Origin of the sequence: Sphingobium sp. B11D3B (assembly GCF_025961735.1) — a bacterium.
Taxonomy (GTDB): Bacteria; Pseudomonadota; Alphaproteobacteria; order Sphingomonadales; family Sphingomonadaceae; genus Sphingobium.
Window position 1 is genome coordinate 2,877,372 of sequence record NZ_JAOQOF010000001.1, and the last position, 18,123, is coordinate 2,895,494.

Below are 18,123 nucleotides of genomic sequence, written 5' to 3' on the forward strand. Positions count from 1 at the left end.
TGTCATGAGCGTAGCGATGGACTCCATTCTCATCGTGGAAGATCTGGCGCCGACGCGGGACTGGCTTCACGCCTTGGTACGCCGCGTCTATCCGAATGCGCAGATCATCGGCTGCGCAACGCTGCGTGCCGGCTATGACTGGTTGGCGCAGCAGCAGCCCGACGGGTCATTTCTTGGCCTTATCGATCTCGGCTTGCCAGATGGCTCAGGCGTCGATCTCATCCGCCAGCTCCGCCTGAAGCTTCCGGATGCTCGTATCATCGTATCTACCTTGTACGATGACGATGCTCATATCCTCGCGGCTCTCGCGGCGGGAGCAACAGGCTATCTGCTCAAGGATGAGGAAAGCGAAATCATCGAGGCGCGCTTGCGGGGTATGGAGCGCGGTGAAGTCGCAATGACCCCGAGCATCTCGCGCAGGATATTGGAGCATTTCCGCAAAAATGCCGGTTTCTTTGCGGTGGACTCTGCCGTCCTGCTGACGCCACGCGAAATGGACGTGCTCCGGTTAATTGGACGAGGCCTGAAGGTTGCCGAGGCGGCCGCCTCCCTGGGGATCAGCGCGCAGACGACCGCTGGCTATATCAAGTCAGTCTATCGCAAGCTCGACGTCAACACGCGGGCAGAAGCCGCCCTTGAAGCAGCGAAGCGCGGCTTGGTCTGAACCCCCGGTTCAGGGGGATGCGGATCGACCATAATCTTCCTTACACATCGCCTAGAGCTGCATTTGTGGCTTTCACGTCTGTTGGAAGGCCTTTGTGGGGAAGGGTCTGATTTTGGACGGCCGCGGTCAATCGCGCGTGCCCTGTTGATGCCCTTGCGACCCGGGCCTCAGCAGGGCGCTGACGGCGATGTGCGCCTCCAAGCTTGGTTCGACCCTGCTGCATGTCGACCGGACAGTCGTGTTGAGATTGCGCCAGCTGCGACCTGCCTTTTCTGGCGGAGCCAGCATCCTGGGCGATGATCATCGGTAGTTTTGCGATGATCGGCTGCGCAATGCGTGATGCTATGCCTGGAATAATTACCAGAGCGAGTGATTTTCCGACGCTCTGTGAAGGGACGTAATTTGATGAATGAATGACCGCTGTCAGGATGCCCATTCGTCGGTCTGAGCGACCACTTCGTTGGCGGTTGACGCCGCTACGATGGCTTGTGGCATCGGCGACTGCCGACCAGGTCAGGTCATTCAGTGACCGGTCTAAGAACGACCGCTCGTGCCGGAACCGGCCATTTGCCTACCGCGAAGCAGGCGGGCATGTGTTAAGCTAACCAACTAGGATCATCGCACTTGATCTGAACGCGACATCCGGCTTTTTGTAGAAGTCTGTCTATTCAGGCATGGAAGGGGGCGGCTGTGGCACACGTCACGATCCATTCGACCAATCTCGAAAACATCGCGGTGGGATCACTGCAAACGAAATGGAATGCGCGCGGAGACCGGATCCTGCGGTACTACATCGACGTGCGGCACAAGAAGCTCAACCTTCACAAGGAGGTCAGCGCGCCTGAAATCTTCATTCTGCAGAGCAAGCTCGACGCGTTGATCGCTAGCTGGGATGAAAAATATACAGGCTACCTTAAGCGCCAGTCCTTGCTCTCCGGCCAAGCTGCTGCCGACGAGATGACAACAGAGGCAGCGCTCAGACTGGCATCGCTGACCCGCATCCTCACGCATGCGACGCTCGTCGATGACAGAATCGACTGGGAAACTCTCAAGGATCGGTCTGCATACCAATATCCCAAGGACTTCCCGGAGCCCAAGCCGGCGAGCAGTCCGGCCCCCCAGCCGAAATATGTCGAACCGAAGGTCGGTTTCTTTCAGGTTATCCTCGGCAAGAAAGCGGGCATTCTTGCTGAAGCCGAGGCGATTCACGCGGCGGCAATACAGCAATGGAAGGAGGTAGAAGACCGACGAAAAGTTGCTCTGGCTCACGCGGTTGCCCAATGGGAAGAACGTCGCAAGGCTTTCTGGGATGAACACAAAGCCAAGGAAGATGCCTTCAAGGCTGAGCAGGCAGCGTCGCATGCCCTCGTCGATCAGCTCGCGGCCGAGGTTGCGAGCGGAGAAGAGGAAGCCGTCATCGAGCATGCCTCGCTTGTGCTGGAGCGATCGGACTATGATGGCCTCTTCGAGAAATCCTACCTCTTGCAGTATGATCGTGTCCGCAAGCTCATGAAGCTCGCCTATGATCTGCCATCAATCGATGTCCTGCCATCGACGAAGGCGGTGAAATTCGTGAAGGCGACGGGAGAGCTGAAGGAGAACTTCATCTCCGATCGCGACAGGAAGGCCAACTTCGAATCTGTCGCCTATCAGGTCTGCCTGCGCACGATCCATGAGCTGTTCGAGGCTGATGAGGCCGGGAACATCGATGCAATCCTTTTCAACGGCTTTGTCGAATTCGTCGACCCGGCGAGCGGTCAGCAGAAGCGTAGCTGCCTAATGTCGCTGCTTGTCGATCGAGAATCCTTCTGCGCCATCGATCTTAACCGCGTCGATCCCAAGGCATGCTTCAAATCGCTGAAGGGCGTCTCGGCAGCATCACTGGCTTCCCTCGCACCCATCGCCCCGGTCATGGAACTCGACACAGAGGACCGCCGGTTCATCGAGGCGCGGGAAGTCGGCGCTGCACTCGATCCGGGCACTAACCTGGCTGCGATCTCGTGGGAAGACTTCGAACACCTCGTCCGCGAGGTTTTCGAAAAGGAGTTCGCCTCGCGCGGCGGCGAGGTGAAGGTCACACAGTCGAGCAGCGACGGAGGGGTCGATGCCATCGCGTTCGACCCCGATCCGATCACCGGCGGCAAGATCGTCATCCAGGCCAAGCGCTACACCAGAACCGTTGGCGTGTCGGCGGTGCGGGATCTGTACGGCACTATCATGAATGAGGGCGCATCGCGCGGCATCCTTGTGTCCACGGCGGACTACGGCCCTGACGCCTACAAGTTTGCCACCGGCAAGCCGATCACGCTGATGAACGGCGCCAACCTCCTCCACATGCTTGAGCGCCAAGGATTTCAAGCCAGCATCGATCTTGCAGCAGCGAGGTTAGCGGCCTCCTGACCTTTCGGCGATGCGCAAGCTACCATCACGCTGGCGGGTTCATTCGGACGAAACGAAATTTTGGAAGCACTGGTTTTCTCCCAGACCTAGCAACCGTTCTATCGTGCTGCTATTTAAGCGTCGGAGGTCAGATACGATGGCAAAGCAGGGTCAGCATGTGGTTCGGAACTCTTCGGGCGGATGGGCCGTGAAGAAGGCAGGCGCTTCGAGAGCGACTAGCGTTCACGCCACGCAGGCAGATGCTATCGCAGCCGCCACCAAGATCGCGCAGAACCAGAAAACCGAGATCTACATCCACGGTCGTGATGGTCGGATCAGAGAGCGAAACTCCTACGGAAACGACCCGCATCCGCCGAGGGGCTGATCTTGCCGCCACCCTTCGACCGCTCGGTTTTCGTCAACTGCCCCTTCGATGAAGATTTCGCACCGATCCTGCAGGCGGTAGCGTTCTGTATCGTCTATATGGAGTTTTTCCCGAGGCTGGCGCCAGAGAACGCCGACAACGGCGAGGCGCGGCTCGATCGCATTGTCGACCTCGTCCGGGGATCAAAGTACGGCATCCACGACCTTAGCCGATGCAAGTCTGTGGCACAGGATGAGTACGCGCGCATGAACATGCCTTTCGAACTTGGCCTTGACCATGCGTGTCGCAGGTTTGGACCGCCCCCGCTGTCGGACAAGCGGATCCTCATCCTTGAACACACCCGCTATGATTACCAGCGGGCGCTTTCCGACATCGCAGGCTGGGACATCCATGCTCACAACGGTGATCACGAAAAGGCGGTCCGCCACGTTCGCACCTGGCTGATCGCGCAGGCTGGTGCGCAGCCTGTAGGATCGGCGCTAATCCAGGGGAAATATCTGGCCTTCCAAGAGTGGTACTGGGAGCGCGAGACCGCTGCTGGATCATCCGAGGAAGACATCCGCGAGTACCCCACTGTCGAGCTCATCCGGGCGATGCATGAATGGAAGGATGCCGAAGAACCAGTCTGATATCTTATCTGCTCTCTTGCCCAATGAAGGGTTCGAAACGTCAAATTTCTTGTAAGCAGCGGTTCCGTTTGTCACTAAACGGTGGCCGCTGGCGACCAGATCACGCCATTCAGCAGGACGCGCTTGAATGTCCTACCACATCGAAACCTGCCATTGGAATATGTCTGCTCATCCGGGCATTTGCTGCCTTGATAGCTGACCTTCGATAGGTCGGTCGATCTAGCTGAAAGCAGTCGATTGTTCATCCGAACCACGCCGATGATGATGGGTACTACATCGACGCTATGACACTACGGTAGCGTCGGCAGCGTTGAACCAACACTCCTCCCGCCTTGTGGCAACCAAGAAGGCGGGATGCGCGAACGCGCGATCTTCTAGGAGGGTGGCCAGCACGATAATGGGGTCACGCTACAAACCTGAGCGACCCAGCTTCAATCAATCTCCAGAAATGCCATGTGCGAGCATGGCGATCTCTGACGCTATCATCGCAAAAACTGGCGCATGAGGGTCGATCACATCAAAATGATTGGCATCTTCCGGCTTCACCACGCGGACCCTGTCACCTGACTTTTCCGCTACCTGCGCATAGCCGAGGGTCATCTCAATCCGCCAAGGCTCTTCGAGTTCGCCAATCACGAGGGTCTGGGGAATGCCCAGGGGGAGCAGATGGACAGGCGATGTTTCCGTGAAAAGCGCGGCGGCGTCCTCAGGGTTCGCAAGGCCGAGCATCCTCAGAATATCGGTGCGGTTACCGAGCTTTAACGCCTGTTCCAGATCATTCACGCCACCGATGGAAACAACGCCGTGAAGGGGCAGAGGGTCGACGGCATAAAGCGGACCCGCGGGATCGAGGTTGCGCCTGCCGGCAAGCCACAATGCCAGATGCCCTCCGGTAGAATGACCGACCGCGATGACCCGGCTTAAGTCCAGTGGGTAAGTGCGCATAACCTCGCGCAAGTGATCGGCGGCAAGCGCTACGTCGTGAAACACATCAGGATAGCCACCGCCGACGTGACCCATGCGGCGAAATTCGACGTCCCAAGTGGCGACACCTGTGTTGGTTAGCGCTTCCACAAATAGCGTAGAATAATCCTTGGTCCAGTCTGCGAGCCATCCACCCCCATGGATGAAGATGACGACGGGGAAACCGCCGGGCGGCGGCATGGTGTGAGGCAGGCGAAGGTCTGCGAACTGCACCGGACTGACATCGCTGTACCGGATGCGGGCATCCGGCAAGGACCTTGGCAGCGATGCGGCCAATATCAGGGGGTTGGCATGGCATGAAGAATGAGGCGCAGACGAAGAAGGGGGCGCAGACATGGTCTCTCCGATATTGGATTGCGTGCGCATGGGTGAAGTTGTCCTGGGGTGCCCTGAAGGATGGAGGCTCGCGACAACCGTAGCACCAGCGTCGCAAACCTCGGTCCCATGAAAAAGGGGTAGGGGTGACTCATGAGGCGTTAACGTCATCTGGGCCGGGATAAGGATAGCGCGCCAGCCAGGAATCATATTGCTCCGGGAGCACGCCGGAAGATTTTGGCAGCTTCATCTCGCGCGCGACACGGAAAGGATAATGCGGATTGGCGAGGTGCGCGCGAGCCATCATTGCTATATCCAACTCTCCGGTCGCAATCGCCTTCTCGGCATCGGCCGGAATGTCCATGCCATAGGCAGTGCCTACCGGAAGACCTGCCTCACGCCGAACGCGCTCGGCAATCGGCGCCATGAAGGCAGGCCCCCACGGAACATTATTGTCCGGTGTGGAGAAGCCGATACCGACACTCATGAAATCAAGGCCTGCCTGTCGGAATATATTCGCCAGATCGATGGCCTCGACCAACGTCTCCTCGTCTCGACCATCAAATTCGATGACTCCGAAGCGCGCGGTCAAGGGCAGACGTTCTGGCCAAACCTCCCTCACGGCGCGCAACGTCTCGACGAGGAAGTGCCCACGACCGATCGCATCGCCACCATATTGATCGGTGCGGGTATTGGCATGGATAGAGAAGAAGCTCTGCCCCAGATATCCATGCGCAAAGTGCAGTTCTAGCCACTCGAACCCGGCGTCGCGAGCGCGCGCGGCGGCGTTGACGAAATCCTGCCGCACACGCTCGATGTCCGCGATGGTCATCTCTTTAGGCATCTTCCCCAAATTGCCGCCGAAGGGAACCGCAGAGGGTGAAAGGGTCGGCCAGCCATGCGGTGCATCGTCCGCAATATGGTCGTCTCCCTCCCATGGCTTGTTGGCGCTCGCCTTGCGACCGGCATGGCCGATCTGGATGCCCGGGACGGCGCCTGCCGATTTGATGGCGCGGGCAATCTGCGCCATGCCGTCGACCTGCTCGTCGTTCCACAAGCCGGTGTCGCCCCAGGTGATGCGACCCTCCGGTGACACGGCGGTTGCCTCGACGATCACAAGGCCTGCACCACCCCGCGCCATTCCGGCATAATGGGGCACATGCCAATCGGTTATGATCCCGTCGATGGCGCTATACTGGCACATCGGCGGGACCGCGATGCGGTTGCGAAGCGTGACGTCTTTCAGCGTGTAGGGCGTGAAGAGCTTTGCCATGATGGTTTCCTACAAGATCGGGTGTGAATTGTGCTGACTGAGACGCCGGTCGCAGGTGCGATGCTCTCGACATGGCCCTTCGGCATCACGCCCGGCAATGCGTGGAGCGTAACGGATGCGGGCTGGCCGGTATGCTAGGCGATTTCTTTTAGATACGATTGCGAGATTGCGGCATAATATTTATCGATTCTGCCAATCGTGCGTCACGTAGTCAGATTACGCATCGCAAGATATTTGCCGGGTGGCTGACCCAGTGCCTTTTTGAACATCGTGATGAATGCGCTGGCGCTGTCGTAGCCAAGGTCCATCGCCACGGTCTGAACCGCGACGCCATTTGCCAACCATTCCAGCGCGAGAAGGATCTGGTATTGCTGCCGCCAGCGCAGGAACGTCATCCCTGTTTCATCGAGGATGTGGCGGTGGAGGCTGCGTTCACTCATCCCGATTTTTACCGCCCAGGTTGCGGCAGTGGAGCGATCCGAAGAATCAGCGCGCAGTCCGTCGAATATTCGCTGGAGCCTTGAGTCGCGCGGCATGGGCAGGTGGAGATGCTCGATGGGCGCGACCGCCAGTTCGTTGAGCATCGTCTGGATCATCGGCGCGGCAGTCCCGTCCACGTCGTACAAGGCAGGCAGGTGGCTGACCGCAATAATCAGCTCTTTCAGTAAGGACGATATGCGCATGGTGCAGCAATGGCGGGGGAGCTCGTCGGCCAGTTCGGGGGCAATGAAGAGGCAATAAAGCTCCATTTCTCCGACACCGCGAATGCTGTGCTGCACGTCGCCGGGAAGCCAGAGCGCGCAACCGGACGGCACGATCCACCGCCCCCGCTCAGCCTGGCAGGTCACGAGCCCACGCACCGCGAGCACGAGCTGCGCCTTGCGATGGGAATGCGCCTCCTGCTCCCAACCGCAGGTCACCAGTTCCATACCAACCGCGTTGACAGGACGAGGGGATTCCTGGGGCAGGAATAATTGTTCGGGATCGCCCTTCATAAGTAGTTTATCTCATGAGCGATGTGGATGAGGCAATCGAGGCGTTGCAACGATCCAGCTCTGGGCGATCCGACGCCCACGCAAGTCACGCTTAATCACGCAGTATATTGCGCGCAGCCCGCGCGGTCAGGCCTGTCTACGTGCAGACATGATGGCAGCCAGCAGCAGACCGCCGGTCAATGCAATATGTTCGAGCGCGATCTGGAAATCCAGGGTCCGGCGCGGCTCGTCGTGCAGCCAGAAGGCGTGGGCGACGGGAATGCAAAGCAAGGTGAACACCCCCAGCATAGCGGCGCCCAACCAGCCCAGGCCTCTGACGTCGGTTATCAGCAGGAAAGAACCCACGAGCTGGGTCGTGATCGTCGCTACCGCGAAAAGCTCCGGCGAAGGAAGGGCGACCGCCTGCATTTCCGCCGTCACTGCCCCGAAATTGAAAACGCCAAACAGACCGGCAAGCAAAAAGAACGATGCCATAACGAGGCGTGCCAGGACCGTCATCAGAGGGTGAGAGAGGATGGTTTGGAGGACTGTAGGCATAGTTCAACCTCATTGGTAATGATCATTACCGTCTAGATCAAAATCTGGTAATGGCAAGTACCATGGCGTATGACGCGGCATGGCAGATGATCTTGGAAGCTTATCCGACGCGAGGGGAGACGCGCTGCTTCAGGCGGCGACCGACCTCTTCCTCAATCACAGCTTTACCGGCGTGTCGGTGGATGCCGTGATCGCCCGCGCAGGTGGCTCCAAACGGGATTTGTATCAGCGCTTTGGGGATAAGGTCGGGTTGTTCCGGCAGGTCATCGATCATGTCTGCCAGGAGGTATTGAAGCCGCTGCGTGATCTGCCAACCGAAGGGGAAACGCTTGAGGCTGCTCTGACGAATTTCGGGCGGACCTTCGTACCATTTCTAATGTCCCCCAAGGTTATCGCCTTGCAAAGACTGGTAATCGGAGAATCGCACCGCTTTCCCGAATTCATCGATGTTTTCGTGCGTCAGGGGCCGGCAAATGCCTACGCGATTGTCGCCCGCCTGCTGGAAAGTCGCGCCGCGTCGGGAGAGATAAGAGTGGCAGACCCCCATCTATGTGGCGCTCTGTTCTGCGACATGCTCGCCACCGGGTTGCAGTATCGTGTGATGGCCGGGGAGACGGTGTCTGCCACCGAAATCGAAGCGCGCATTCGTGAAAGTGTCAGGATGCTCGTCCGGCCCGGCGGAACTCTTAACGGATGAAAGAACTGCGCAAGGCTGACACATCTGTTTGCCGTCCGAAGCATCCGCTATCTCAAGCAGCGCTTCTGAAAGGCGCCGTTCGCGATCGTCCGCAGGCCCCGTACAGTGCGGCGGGGGCTTACGGCGATCTATGAATGACCGGTCTTGGCGTAGCAGGACATTCCCATTGGCGCCGGCGATCGGCAGGAATGTCGCAAGCGCCCGTGTCCGGCTCTCCACCGGAAACGGGCGCCATCGGGTTTAGATCTCCGTGTTCTCGGCGAGGGCAAGAGCATCCTCCACGTCGATTCCGAGATAGCGGACCGTATTTTCAATCTTGCTATGGCCGAGCAGGATCTGAACGGCGCGAAGGTTGCCGGTAGCTCTATATATTATCGATGCCTTCGTTCGGCGAAGCGAGTGCGTGCCATACTCGCTTCGCATGAGACCAACACCTGCAACCCATTCGTCGACAAGCCGCGCATATTGGCGGGTGCTGAGATGCCCATTATGGTCAACCCTGCTGGGGAAAACATAATCGTCCACCGTCCCACCGCGCCGATCCAGCCAAGCCAGCAGGCTCGTCCGAGCGTCGGCCAGTAACTCGAATTGGACAGGCCGTCCGGTTTTCTGCTGCATTACGATTGCGCGCGTTCGGATCTGTCCGCCACTAACGATGTCGCCGATCTTCATCTGGACCAGGTCGCAACCGCGAAGCTTGCTATCGATCGCCAGGTCGAACAGCGCCCGATCCCGCAGGCGGCGGCGCTGGTTGAGATAGAATCGGATTTCCCAGATTTGCTTTGGCTTCAGCGCACGTTTTGCGCCAACGGTTCTTCCAGCATTCCAGACTTGGCGTTTGGTGGCGGTGGTTTCTGTTTTTGGCATCTCCATGTTCGTTCTCCAGTGGCCGGGTTGGCCAGATGAAGAACGCATGCCCATGCAGCACGGTGAGGCTCGTGCCGACCAACTCACGACCTCACGACATGTCGCAAAGGGGCACTTGAATGTCTGCTCACGCCGATACCGGTCGTTGGCATGTTTTTGTGTGTCCGGCGGACGCGCCACCGATCTAGGTCATTTAGAGGTAGGGTGGCGCAGCCCGAATGCGCCTCAATCTGGATGAAGACCCAGATAGTGCCACGATCTCCTAAAGCCCCAGAGTTGAAGCCCGCAGCGCGGCTTGCAGATGAGGGACGAGGCTAGGATCGGCGTTAAGAAGTGCCTGAATACTGCGCGTGACCTGACGGGACTTCAGGCCAATTGCAGCCAACTGACCGGCACGCATCAACTGCCGCTGTAGCGCCTCAATTTGCTCCTGCTCGTCATGATAGGCCGAGGAGATCATCAGCGCCTGATGGACAAGGCCGGCACCGCCACAGTTTTCAACCGGGATGAGATCGGCCAAAGCTTCCGCCAGTCCGGGCATTGCCCAGCTTTGCGCCAGTTGCAGGAGGATCCCGTGATATTGGTCGCGCAACGGAATCTCGGCCCGTTTCGCCTGTGCAAGCGCGGCATCCCCGATGGTCTGAGCGGTCTCGCTGTCCGGCGCGGCATAGAACATGGCGAGGCGCAGGAGCAGTTCCGGTGTCCCTTCCGACGGCTCTTCGCCGAGAAATTCGAGAACGACCGCGACATCTTCTTCGGCTGGGACTGGCAGGGTGGGAGGCATGTTCCCAAAGGCATCCAGCGGACCAGGGAGATACAGAAATCCTGCGAGCGGCCCATCGAATCTCGCCACGCGCGCGCGAAGTATTTCGAGCCATGGTGCCGGCCTCAGCTCGAGCGGTATTGAGTCGATGACCTGGTCGAACCTCACCAGAAGTTGAGCCTCGACCGCGAGTGGAATGATAGTTGGCGAGGGCAATCCGGGCACATGCGCGGCCTCCCGTTGAACCACGATATCATATTGCGAGCCGATCCATTCGGTGACCTGATTGAGAAGGGCCGGTCGCTGGATCTCAAAGTGCCTTAAGACACGGCAGATCGCGCCAGCATGGGCAAGAATTGCCGCGCGCCGGCCGAAGACCGGCCAGTTTCTGAGCGTACCGTCAAAACCGGTGTCAGTCGTCACGAGCATGGCACCGACGCAGAAGTCATGCGCAAGATCGCGAGCTGTGCCCGCTTCGCTCCACATTTCGTCAAGGATCCGATCGCCAATTGCCCGGCAGGCCGGATGCCCGACATGTTTCGCGACAAGCCCGAACCCGGCCAGGATGCTGAAGGGATCGCCTTTTTCGAGCAGACGCAGCGCCAGACCGGCCGCATCCTCCGGCCCGAGCGGCCCGGTGAACGCCTCAAGGTCGAACCCCGGGATTACGGCGAGCGGCGCGCTGGCGACCGCCGTGGCCTCGACGCTCGCGCCGGTGCGGCGATCATCTGCCAATACTTGGAGGCCTTCCTTCAACGACGGAGCATCGGCAAGACTCTCGGCGAAATTCAGGAAATAGGTCTCGGGCAGCCGGACGAGATCGTGGATCTCGAAATCCGGACCGGCCATCTCTTCGATCTTCTTCTCGCAGAAATGCTCTACGCTGTTCTGGACCTCGCTTGTGAATGCCACGAAAGTCGCGCTGTCGAACGGCCCTGAATCGACAATGCCGCGCCAGTAGCGCTCGCGGGACGGAGCGATGCTATACCCTTCGAGCACCGAGATGAAGCTTCGCGAGCGAATGTCGGGATCTGCGGAGAAGAGTCCGGCCTGGGTGAAGACCAACCGGCCCTCTTCAAGGTCGATCGAGATGCTATGATCTTCACGGACGATGCCGCCCACGGCGACTTGCTCTCCCGCGGCATCGCGAAGGACCGCATCCTCACCGCTCAAGACTTCACGCAGGAAGTCGCTCAGTGCGTCCTGCGGAACTCGAAACCCGCCGACCGAGACCGCGCGCCGGCGATCGATCATGAGACGAAACTCATCATCGCCAAGCAGACGGGTGCGGAAAATCACCGGCAGATGCGCTGTCAGCCAGCGCGTCAGCTCCTCGGGAGGAAGTGTCGGGAGCTCGCCTGACTCCCCCATCTGTTCGCGATGCTTGAGGATGATCTCCTTGAGGCGCGCGACGATGTCATTGACAAGATCGGCATCCTTCCCTTTCAGACGTTCGAGAATCGACTGATCGAACCATGCATGATAAGCATTGAGCTGCGCCGACGTCATGTTGAGAGGCATGGCGAGCAGGCCAAGTGCATTGGTCTGGATGCCGCGCCCCCACAGAAGATGATCGGCATTTGCGGGCTCGTTCGGGTTCAGGGCCAAAAGGTCCGGAATGGCACCATGCAGAAACTCTGCCGCCCGCGCGGCTGCTTCAGGTTGCAGCTTGCGGAAACACTCCTTGATGGCGAGGCAAAGCTGGAAAACCGCTCTTTCCACCCAGGGCCTCTCGAGCGGGTAAAGGATTGCCCGGCGCAGGAAGGGTAGTACGAGGCTGTCCCTGATGATGCGGATTGCCCGTGGCGGCCCGGACTGCCAGTCCCCGCTTTCTACGGCAGCGACGATCTCGTCTGCGGAGATGGGCGCGAGCCCGATTCCGGCAGCGCGTATCTTCTGCAAGGCAGCCAGCAGGGCGGCTTCGGTCCAAAGGCCGCGCTCCTTGAGCGTGATCAGAAGGTCGATGCTGGTCGCGACGCTGGCTTGCCGGCCGCTATTGTCTGTGAACAGGCCGTGCTGGTTGATGAAGCGGTCATCGGCTATGAGAGCATCAACTTCGCAGCTGTCTTGCAAAATAGCCGACAGCGGCTCGTTCTCCTCGCCTACGTCATCTTCGCCGTCGAGTTCTTCGTCGCTTTCCGAGACACCGGGTGAGCGCGGGCTGTACAGGGCCGAGCCGACCACCGCCTTGCCGGAGCGAAGGGCGGCACTCAACGTCTCCCTGAAACGCTCGACCTGTGCCTGCAGCATGTTGACCGTCTCCCGCTCCTGAAGTTCAGCTTCTGCTCGCGTGGCCACGTCCGGCAGCACCAGCAGCCTGACGTTCAGGCGCGTCAGCGGCTCGACAAGCCCCGCATCAACAAGAAAGTGCAGGGCGACCGGATCGAGAATCAAAGGGCGGTCGAGGTCTATCGCCGCTTCATCGGCCCACCGCTGACGGACGTCTGGGAACCTCTCGGCGTTCGCTGCCTCAGCGGCACTGATCTCGCCGCGCGCCCGCAGCGCGTCCACCACAGCGGCGATGCTGGCGAGATGTGCCGCAAATGGCGCGGCATCCCTGATTATCTCGTTGAACGAGCCCGGTTCATAAAGAGGCGGGATATGAACAATTCGTCCATTTTCCGCCTGCGCGAGCGCCTGAAGTGCTTCTACCTTGTCGCTGTCCCCATCGCTGCGTTCGATGACGATCAGTTTGCGGCGTTTCACTAGGTCGAGAACCTTCGTTGCACGTACGGCGCGCGAAGGCTGCCCATGGTCATTGCCCATGAGATCTTCGAGAAGAGACGGCAGCGTGCCGGCCGGGAGGACAACCGTGTCGAAGGCTTCGAACACGGGTTCGAGCGCATCGAGGAGATGAAGGACCAGAAGGGCGGTTGGCTCGATGGCAATCCGGGTCGCGGCGCCGAGATGACCGAAAATCCGGCTTCCGGCATAGATCGGCAGGTAGACACGCTTACGCGCGTCAGGCTGGTCGATATTCGTTGCGGCATGGCGTAGGATCATCGCTGTGAGCGTCGTTCCAAGCGGGCCGGCCGCCATCGACATCGTGACCTCACCTGACCTCAACATGGCATCAAGCCGGTCGGACCGCTCTACGGCCTCCTGATGATACTCAATGAACTTTCGCGGTTCCTGGGCGATGAAGGGGCCCGTCTCGTCGGAGAGTTCTACAGCGCGCTTGAACCAGCTGATCGCTGGCTCCTCACCATCCTCGCCGCGGCGGATCGAAAGGCCGAATGCGGAAGCCAGGACACGCGCATCATTCTCGTCCTTCGCGACGGCCGCGATGAGCAAAGCCTTGCCGTCCGGATGCTTCACTGTCGTCGCAAGGGCTGCCGCCTGCATTAATTGTCGCGCGCTGCGATGCTCGGCGCGCTCAAGATCCTGCCTGAAGAGATCGCCCAGGCCGTGCCATTCCCCCCCCCTCAATGGCTATGTTGATCTCGAGCTGACGAAGGCTCGAATTGTCCGGCGAATTCGCCCGCAGCTCCGACGTGAGGGCGGCGGCGTCTTTCAGTCGACCTTCGCGGAAAAGAATCCATGCCTTGTGGGCCCGCAGGCCGGGGTCGAGTTCAACGGAGTCGCCCAGTTCCGCCAGGAAATCGCGGAGTTCGATAAAGCGCCCCGCCAGCGCAAAACCGTTGCAAGTGATCAGTGCGTCGTCGAGCCGGTTTCTGCGTGACCAGAGTTTGTGGGCATAATCGGCCAGCCGCCTGTCACGATGAGTGTGTAGCTCTGAAACCAGCAGCAAGAGATCCTGGTCGCTGTCACTCGCCTGAAAGCGGGCGAGATGGACGTCGGCGGCCGATTGTGTCCGGTCAGTCTCGATCAGATCGGCCAGGAAACGTCGTTCCTCCTCCGATAGCTGATCCGCTCCTCCGGCAAGCTTGGCGCGGGCTTCGTCCGGCCGTCCCGCCTCGACAAGGGCTTCGACCAATATCCCGATCGCCTGGGCCGGCCCGGCAAGGATGATCAGGCGATCCCGATATTTCTCGACCAGCTTCACGATCCGGTCCGGGTCGTCAGCATGGACTGCCATATCGAGCGCCGCGCGCAATTCAGCATCGTCCCAGCCGTTGAGCCGTTCGGCCTGATCCAGCTGGCGCTCGAGCGCCTGACGGTCGAACTCGATCCCAAACGGCATGGCAAGAGGCGCATAAATCGCCCTGCTGGATGGGTCCGTCAGCCGTTCGGTGAGCTCGGCTTTTGCCCGGGCCACAATGTCTGGATGAGGCGAAAGGAGCGCGAGAAAGAGGCGCGTGATCTCGATCAGCCGGAAGAAGTCGTCTGGAGCCGAACCCTTTAGGTCACTGCTCAATTGCTCTGCATCGACCAGAGCCTGTTCCCGCAGCCTCAGCCCCTCGCTATCGTTGCGCAACTGGGTGATCGGCGGCAGCATCGCGTGATTGCGCACCATCTCGGCCTGAATCTTCATGGGGGAGCAAAGCGCCAGCCGCATCCGCATGCGCACGAAACGCAACGTCCGGTTCTCGGTCAGTTGCGCCTCGCTCGCCTCCGCGAGTAGCGCCTCGCCGACCGCGATGCTCCGCTCGCTCGCGAGCCAGTGCGCAAGGGTGGAGATGAAGAAGCCCGTGACCTGATCCGGCCGTTGGAACTTCTCAAAATAGTCCAGCGCTTCGGCTGTGCCGTCCCGCCGGTTAATCGCTTCGAGCGTGAGGGAGATTCCGAGCGGATCCTCCCTTCCAGCAAGGAGACGGAGCGCTTCGCCATGGTCGCTCCGCGCCAGCGCGATCCGCGCCATATCAGAGGCCAGATCATTTGCGCCTACGTCACGCGCGCGAGATAGCCATAGCTCGGCCTCGTCGGGCGCTGGGTTCGGTTCGCGGGCCAATATGGCCGCCACGTAGCAATAGAGCTGGATCTTTACGGGCGGTGATGCCGCGCTCAGATCGCCGTCAAAGGCCCTGGCTCCGAGGTCCAGGGCCGACTGCTGGATTTTTGGATCGACAATCGCTCGCAGCGCTTCACGTCGATTGACCTCCCTCTCGATGAAGCCATCGATGAGTTCCACCGGGACCTGCTTCGCGGCAGACATCTCTCCGATGAGCGTGTTCGCCTGTTTGAGATCCTTGATGTCGGCTGCGATCTCGGACAGCTTCTCGTCGACCGCTGCGGCGCGCGTATTATCGGTCGCCAACGTCAACCGGGTATCGAAACTGGCTTGTCCCTTAAGCGACATCGCCATGAAGGCGACGGCATAGTCGAAGAGGGGTGCACCGTACCAACTCGCCTCTTCGGAAGATATGCCGTAAAGTCGTTTGGCCTCTGCCTCGTATCTCGTCAGATCGAGGTTGGCGACCAAGGCGATGGTAGCCTCGACAAGCAGTGTCTGCACGTCGTCCCGCGTGAGCCAGTCCTGCGCCTGGTCGTCGTCAAAAACGATCGGTCGGTCCGACAGAAAAGCCTTGATCCACGCCCACGGCCCGCCGAAGGGCGTTTCGCCCTTTCGGCGCAAAACTGAGAGCGCTTCTCTCAGCTCGGGCTCAACGCTTGCCGGCGTCGCTGCCGACGGAATTTCGGCCCCGCGGCGGTTTAGCTGTCGCCGGACGAGAGCGATTGCCGGTCGACCGACAAGGGCCCCTACCTTCCCAGCAGTAGCAGCTGTCTCCAACATGAAATTTTGACCATCCTCGCTCACCTAGTTCGTTCTACTGGCAAGTTCGCCACCAGAATAGTAGCGAGAGCTCGAACCAAATTAGCACTGGTCAATTTAAAGAGTGCAGACGAGAACGACTTCTGCAAAGGCCCGACCGCCGGTGCCGTAAAGGGACCGCCGCGTCGGCATCCATGCTTGGGCCGGAAAGCAAAAAGGCTCGGATCGCCTATTTTGTCGCTTTCGGCGATGCCCCGGACGAAAGGCTGTCACCGCCCGCCCCAGAGACGAAACGGATAGTCCAGACTGTCCAACTTAGCGGTCATCCGACGTCTCAAGGGCTGACTTCCGCTTTTGGCGAACACTGCCGTTGGGCGGGTGACTTACCCTGTTCCACGCGCCCCAGTCGCGTTCGTCCCGCATGATCTGACTATTGGAGGAGCTTGGTGTTTCCTACGAGATCCGCCCGGTCTCGATCTTCCGGCCCATGACCGGCGAAGGGAATGGAGACCCCGCCAATCCCCATCCCGACAAGCGCGTGCCGGCGGTCGTCCACGACGGCAGGTTGCTCGCGGAATCGGTTGCGATCGTGCTCTACCTGCTTGATACCTTCCCGCAGGCAGAGCTTGCGCCCGCGCCGGCCGATGCCCGCCGGGGAGACTATCTCACCTGGATCGCCTGGTATGTCGCCGAACTTGAGCCTGCCCTGTTCGCCGGCATGGCTGGCGAACTTGCCGGATCGCCGCAGAAACAGCGCAACTATGACGCCGTGCTCGCAAGGCAAGTTCATCGGTGTCTGCTATGCGGCAACGCCTCGGGGGAAGCATAAGGCCGAGAAGCGCCGCCATCACGTGGGTGCGCGCTGCGTGTGGGGTGGGATTGCGCCGGAGGAAGGGCAGCAATCGCGGTGACGGCGCACCATCCCGGGCAATCAGTGAGCCTCAGCCACTTCGATGCGATCGCGACCCCGATGCTTAGCCTGATATAAGGTGCGATCGGCCTTTTCCATTAGCGCCGCCGCATCGTCGCGTAACTCCCAATTTGCAGGGCTGGTACATACGCCGATGCTTACCGTCACGCGCCCTTTTGGGCTTCCTGGATGAGGAATATCGAGGCCGTCCAACGCGAGACGGCATTTCTCCGCAACGGCCAAAGCGCCCTGAAGATCGGTATTTGGTAGAATGAGAATGAACTCCTCGCCCCCAAAACGACTTGCTGAATCTGCCGCGCGCGGCGATGAGGCAAGAAGCGCGCACGCGACAAGCCGCAGGCATCTGTCGCCTTCAGGATGGCCCAGCGTGTCATTATAAGCCTTGAACCAGTCGATATCGATCGACACCAGAGACAGTGCTGTCCCATCCCGCCGGGCTCGGCGCACCTCGCGATGGAGTACCGCATCGAAGCCACGGCGGTTGAGCAGGCCCGTGAGATGATCGCGCCGGCTGGTCGCGACGAGGCGGCGCCGGGCATCCCTCGACTGTCGCTCGATTCGCGCCCGTCGCGTGACATCCAGCGCCGCGACGAACAACTCAGTGACATTGCCGCCAACGTCTCGCGTCACGCCGAAGGACAGATGATATTGGGCAGCCTGCCAAGTAACCCGCCGATCCGGAAGCCCACTCCCCTTCCTTGCCAGATCGAGACAATTTTGAAGCAGGCCTGCTGCTGCGGGAAGAATATCAAGGACGGACGCCTTGGACATGTCCGCTCGTTTGGCTTTGAGAATGTCCCTGGCGGCCTGATTGGCCATGATGATACGCAAGGTCGGATCCAGGATACAAAGGGCGAGTGGACTTGCATCGAACACTCTTTCGATCATCTGCCTGTTCCCCTGCGAGGGAAATTGGATCAGTGAACCTCCCCCAGACCCCGGAGGGTTGCTGCCGAGGCGGTCATCAACACCGGTTTTGACGGCTGCGCGCATGCCATTTCCTCCGCGACGGGCGACTGTGCGCGCATTAACGGCGCGACCGGCTGCCTGTCATGTCAAGGAATGCAAAATAGAGACGGGTCTCTCGTCG

Annotated in this window: 14 protein-coding genes; 6 read left to right on the forward strand and 8 right to left on the reverse strand. The window is 59.9% G+C overall.

Going from position 1 to position 18,123, the window contains the following annotated elements; genetic code table 11:
- The first annotated feature begins 16 nt into the window (after positions 1-16).
- The 4 genes from M2333_RS13350 (at position 17) to M2333_RS13365 (ending at position 4,057) form a co-directional block, all read left to right on the forward strand.
- Positions 17-664 carry a response regulator gene (locus M2333_RS13350; protein ID WP_264612085.1) on the forward strand — a complete coding sequence of 216 codons (648 nt, stop codon included), beginning with the start codon at positions 17-19 and terminating at the stop codon, positions 662-664.
- Positions 665-1,354: 690 nt separating this feature from the next.
- Positions 1,355-3,064: a restriction endonuclease gene (locus tag M2333_RS13355; RefSeq protein WP_264612086.1), complete on the forward strand. Its 1,710-nt coding sequence runs from the start codon at positions 1,355-1,357 to the stop codon at positions 3,062-3,064.
- A gap of 136 nt (positions 3,065-3,200) precedes the next feature.
- Positions 3,201-3,428 carry a DUF2188 domain-containing protein gene (locus M2333_RS13360; RefSeq protein WP_264612087.1) on the forward strand — a complete coding sequence of 76 codons (228 nt, stop codon included), beginning with the start codon at positions 3,201-3,203 and terminating at the stop codon, positions 3,426-3,428.
- Positions 3,429-3,430: 2 nt separating this feature from the next.
- A complete protein-coding gene (locus M2333_RS13365) occupies positions 3,431-4,057 on the forward strand; it encodes a hypothetical protein (RefSeq protein ID WP_264612088.1) in 627 nt (208 codons plus the stop codon).
- A 435-nt stretch (positions 4,058-4,492) separates the two neighbouring features.
- Here the strand turns inward: M2333_RS13365 and M2333_RS13370 are convergent, their stop codons facing one another.
- The 4 genes from M2333_RS13370 to M2333_RS13385 all read right to left on the reverse strand — a co-directional run bounded on the left by M2333_RS13370 (position 4,493) and on the right by M2333_RS13385 (position 8,122).
- A complete protein-coding gene (locus M2333_RS13370) occupies positions 4,493-5,407 on the reverse strand; it encodes an alpha/beta hydrolase family protein (protein WP_264612089.1) in 915 nt (304 codons plus the stop codon).
- A gap of 100 nt (positions 5,408-5,507) precedes the next feature.
- Positions 5,508-6,629, reverse strand: coding sequence for an NADH:flavin oxidoreductase/NADH oxidase (locus M2333_RS13375; protein WP_264612090.1), 1,122 nt, complete (start codon positions 6,627-6,629; stop codon positions 5,508-5,510).
- 203 nt (positions 6,630-6,832) lie between these two features.
- On the reverse strand, positions 6,833-7,624 hold the full coding sequence (locus M2333_RS13380; RefSeq protein ID WP_264612091.1) for an AraC family transcriptional regulator: 792 nt from the start codon (positions 7,622-7,624) through the stop codon (positions 6,833-6,835).
- A 126-nt stretch (positions 7,625-7,750) separates the two neighbouring features.
- Entirely contained in the window at positions 7,751-8,122 is a 372-nt protein-coding gene (locus M2333_RS13385; protein WP_264612092.1) for a DoxX family protein, read from the reverse strand.
- Between the two features lie 118 nt (positions 8,123-8,240).
- Here M2333_RS13385 and M2333_RS13390 point away from each other — a divergent pair, with 118 nt between their 5' ends.
- Positions 8,241-8,858: a TetR/AcrR family transcriptional regulator gene (locus tag M2333_RS13390; protein WP_264612093.1), complete on the forward strand. Its 618-nt coding sequence runs from the start codon at positions 8,241-8,243 to the stop codon at positions 8,856-8,858.
- A 240-nt stretch (positions 8,859-9,098) separates the two neighbouring features.
- Here M2333_RS13390 and M2333_RS13395 read toward each other — a convergent pair whose 3' ends face one another.
- The 3 genes from M2333_RS13395 to M2333_RS13405 all read right to left on the reverse strand — a co-directional run bounded on the left by M2333_RS13395 (position 9,099) and on the right by M2333_RS13405 (position 16,147).
- Positions 9,099-9,731, reverse strand: coding sequence for a tyrosine-type recombinase/integrase (locus tag M2333_RS13395; protein ID WP_264612094.1), 633 nt, complete (start codon positions 9,729-9,731; stop codon positions 9,099-9,101).
- Positions 9,732-9,987: 256 nt separating this feature from the next.
- Positions 9,988-13,833 (reverse strand): hypothetical protein, encoded by a 3,846-nt coding sequence (locus tag M2333_RS13400; RefSeq protein ID WP_264612095.1) that lies wholly within the window; start codon positions 13,831-13,833, stop codon positions 9,988-9,990.
- A gap of 31 nt (positions 13,834-13,864) precedes the next feature.
- Positions 13,865-16,147, reverse strand: a complete 2,283-nt coding sequence (locus M2333_RS13405; protein WP_264612096.1) for a hypothetical protein — start codon at positions 16,145-16,147, stop codon at positions 13,865-13,867.
- 388 nt (positions 16,148-16,535) lie between these two features.
- Between M2333_RS13405 and M2333_RS13410 the strand changes: the two genes are divergently transcribed.
- Complete coding sequence (locus M2333_RS13410) at positions 16,536-16,931, forward strand: glutathione S-transferase family protein (RefSeq protein ID WP_264612097.1); 396 nt, start codon at positions 16,536-16,538, stop codon at positions 16,929-16,931.
- Between the two features lie 102 nt (positions 16,932-17,033).
- On the opposite strand, the gene M2333_RS13415 is transcribed toward M2333_RS13410, so the two are convergent.
- The gene (locus tag M2333_RS13415) at positions 17,034-18,026 is read right to left on the reverse strand and encodes a GGDEF domain-containing protein (RefSeq protein WP_264612098.1); all 993 of its coding nucleotides are present in this window, start codon (positions 18,024-18,026) and stop codon (positions 17,034-17,036) included.
- Positions 18,027-18,123: the final 97 nt, after the last annotated feature.

What these genes read in the sequence shown, in the direction of transcription:
- M2333_RS13370 (WP_264612089.1), bottom strand. Translation starts at nt 5,407, where the DNA reads ATGCGCACGCAATCCAATATCGGAGAGACCATGTCTGCGCCCCCTTCT.
- M2333_RS13390 (WP_264612093.1), top strand. Translation starts at nt 8,241, where the DNA reads ATGGCAGATGATCTTGGAAGCTTATCCGACGCGAGGGGAGACGCGCTG.
- M2333_RS13380 (WP_264612091.1), bottom strand. Translation starts at nt 7,624, where the DNA reads ATGAAGGGCGATCCCGAACAATTATTCCTGCCCCAGGAATCCCCTCGT.
- M2333_RS13350 (WP_264612085.1), top strand. Translation starts at nt 17, where the DNA reads ATGGACTCCATTCTCATCGTGGAAGATCTGGCGCCGACGCGGGACTGG.
- M2333_RS13395 (WP_264612094.1), bottom strand. Translation starts at nt 9,731, where the DNA reads ATGGAGATGCCAAAAACAGAAACCACCGCCACCAAACGCCAAGTCTGG.
- M2333_RS13400 (WP_264612095.1), bottom strand. Translation starts at nt 13,833, where the DNA reads ATGCAGGCGGCAGCCCTTGCGACGACAGTGAAGCATCCGGACGGCAAG.
- M2333_RS13385 (WP_264612092.1), bottom strand. Translation starts at nt 8,122, where the DNA reads ATGACGGTCCTGGCACGCCTCGTTATGGCATCGTTCTTTTTGCTTGCC.
- M2333_RS13415 (WP_264612098.1), bottom strand. Translation starts at nt 18,026, where the DNA reads ATGCGCGCAGCCGTCAAAACCGGTGTTGATGACCGCCTCGGCAGCAAC.
- M2333_RS13375 (WP_264612090.1), bottom strand. Translation starts at nt 6,629, where the DNA reads ATGGCAAAGCTCTTCACGCCCTACACGCTGAAAGACGTCACGCTTCGC.
- M2333_RS13360 (WP_264612087.1), top strand. Translation starts at nt 3,201, where the DNA reads ATGGCAAAGCAGGGTCAGCATGTGGTTCGGAACTCTTCGGGCGGATGG.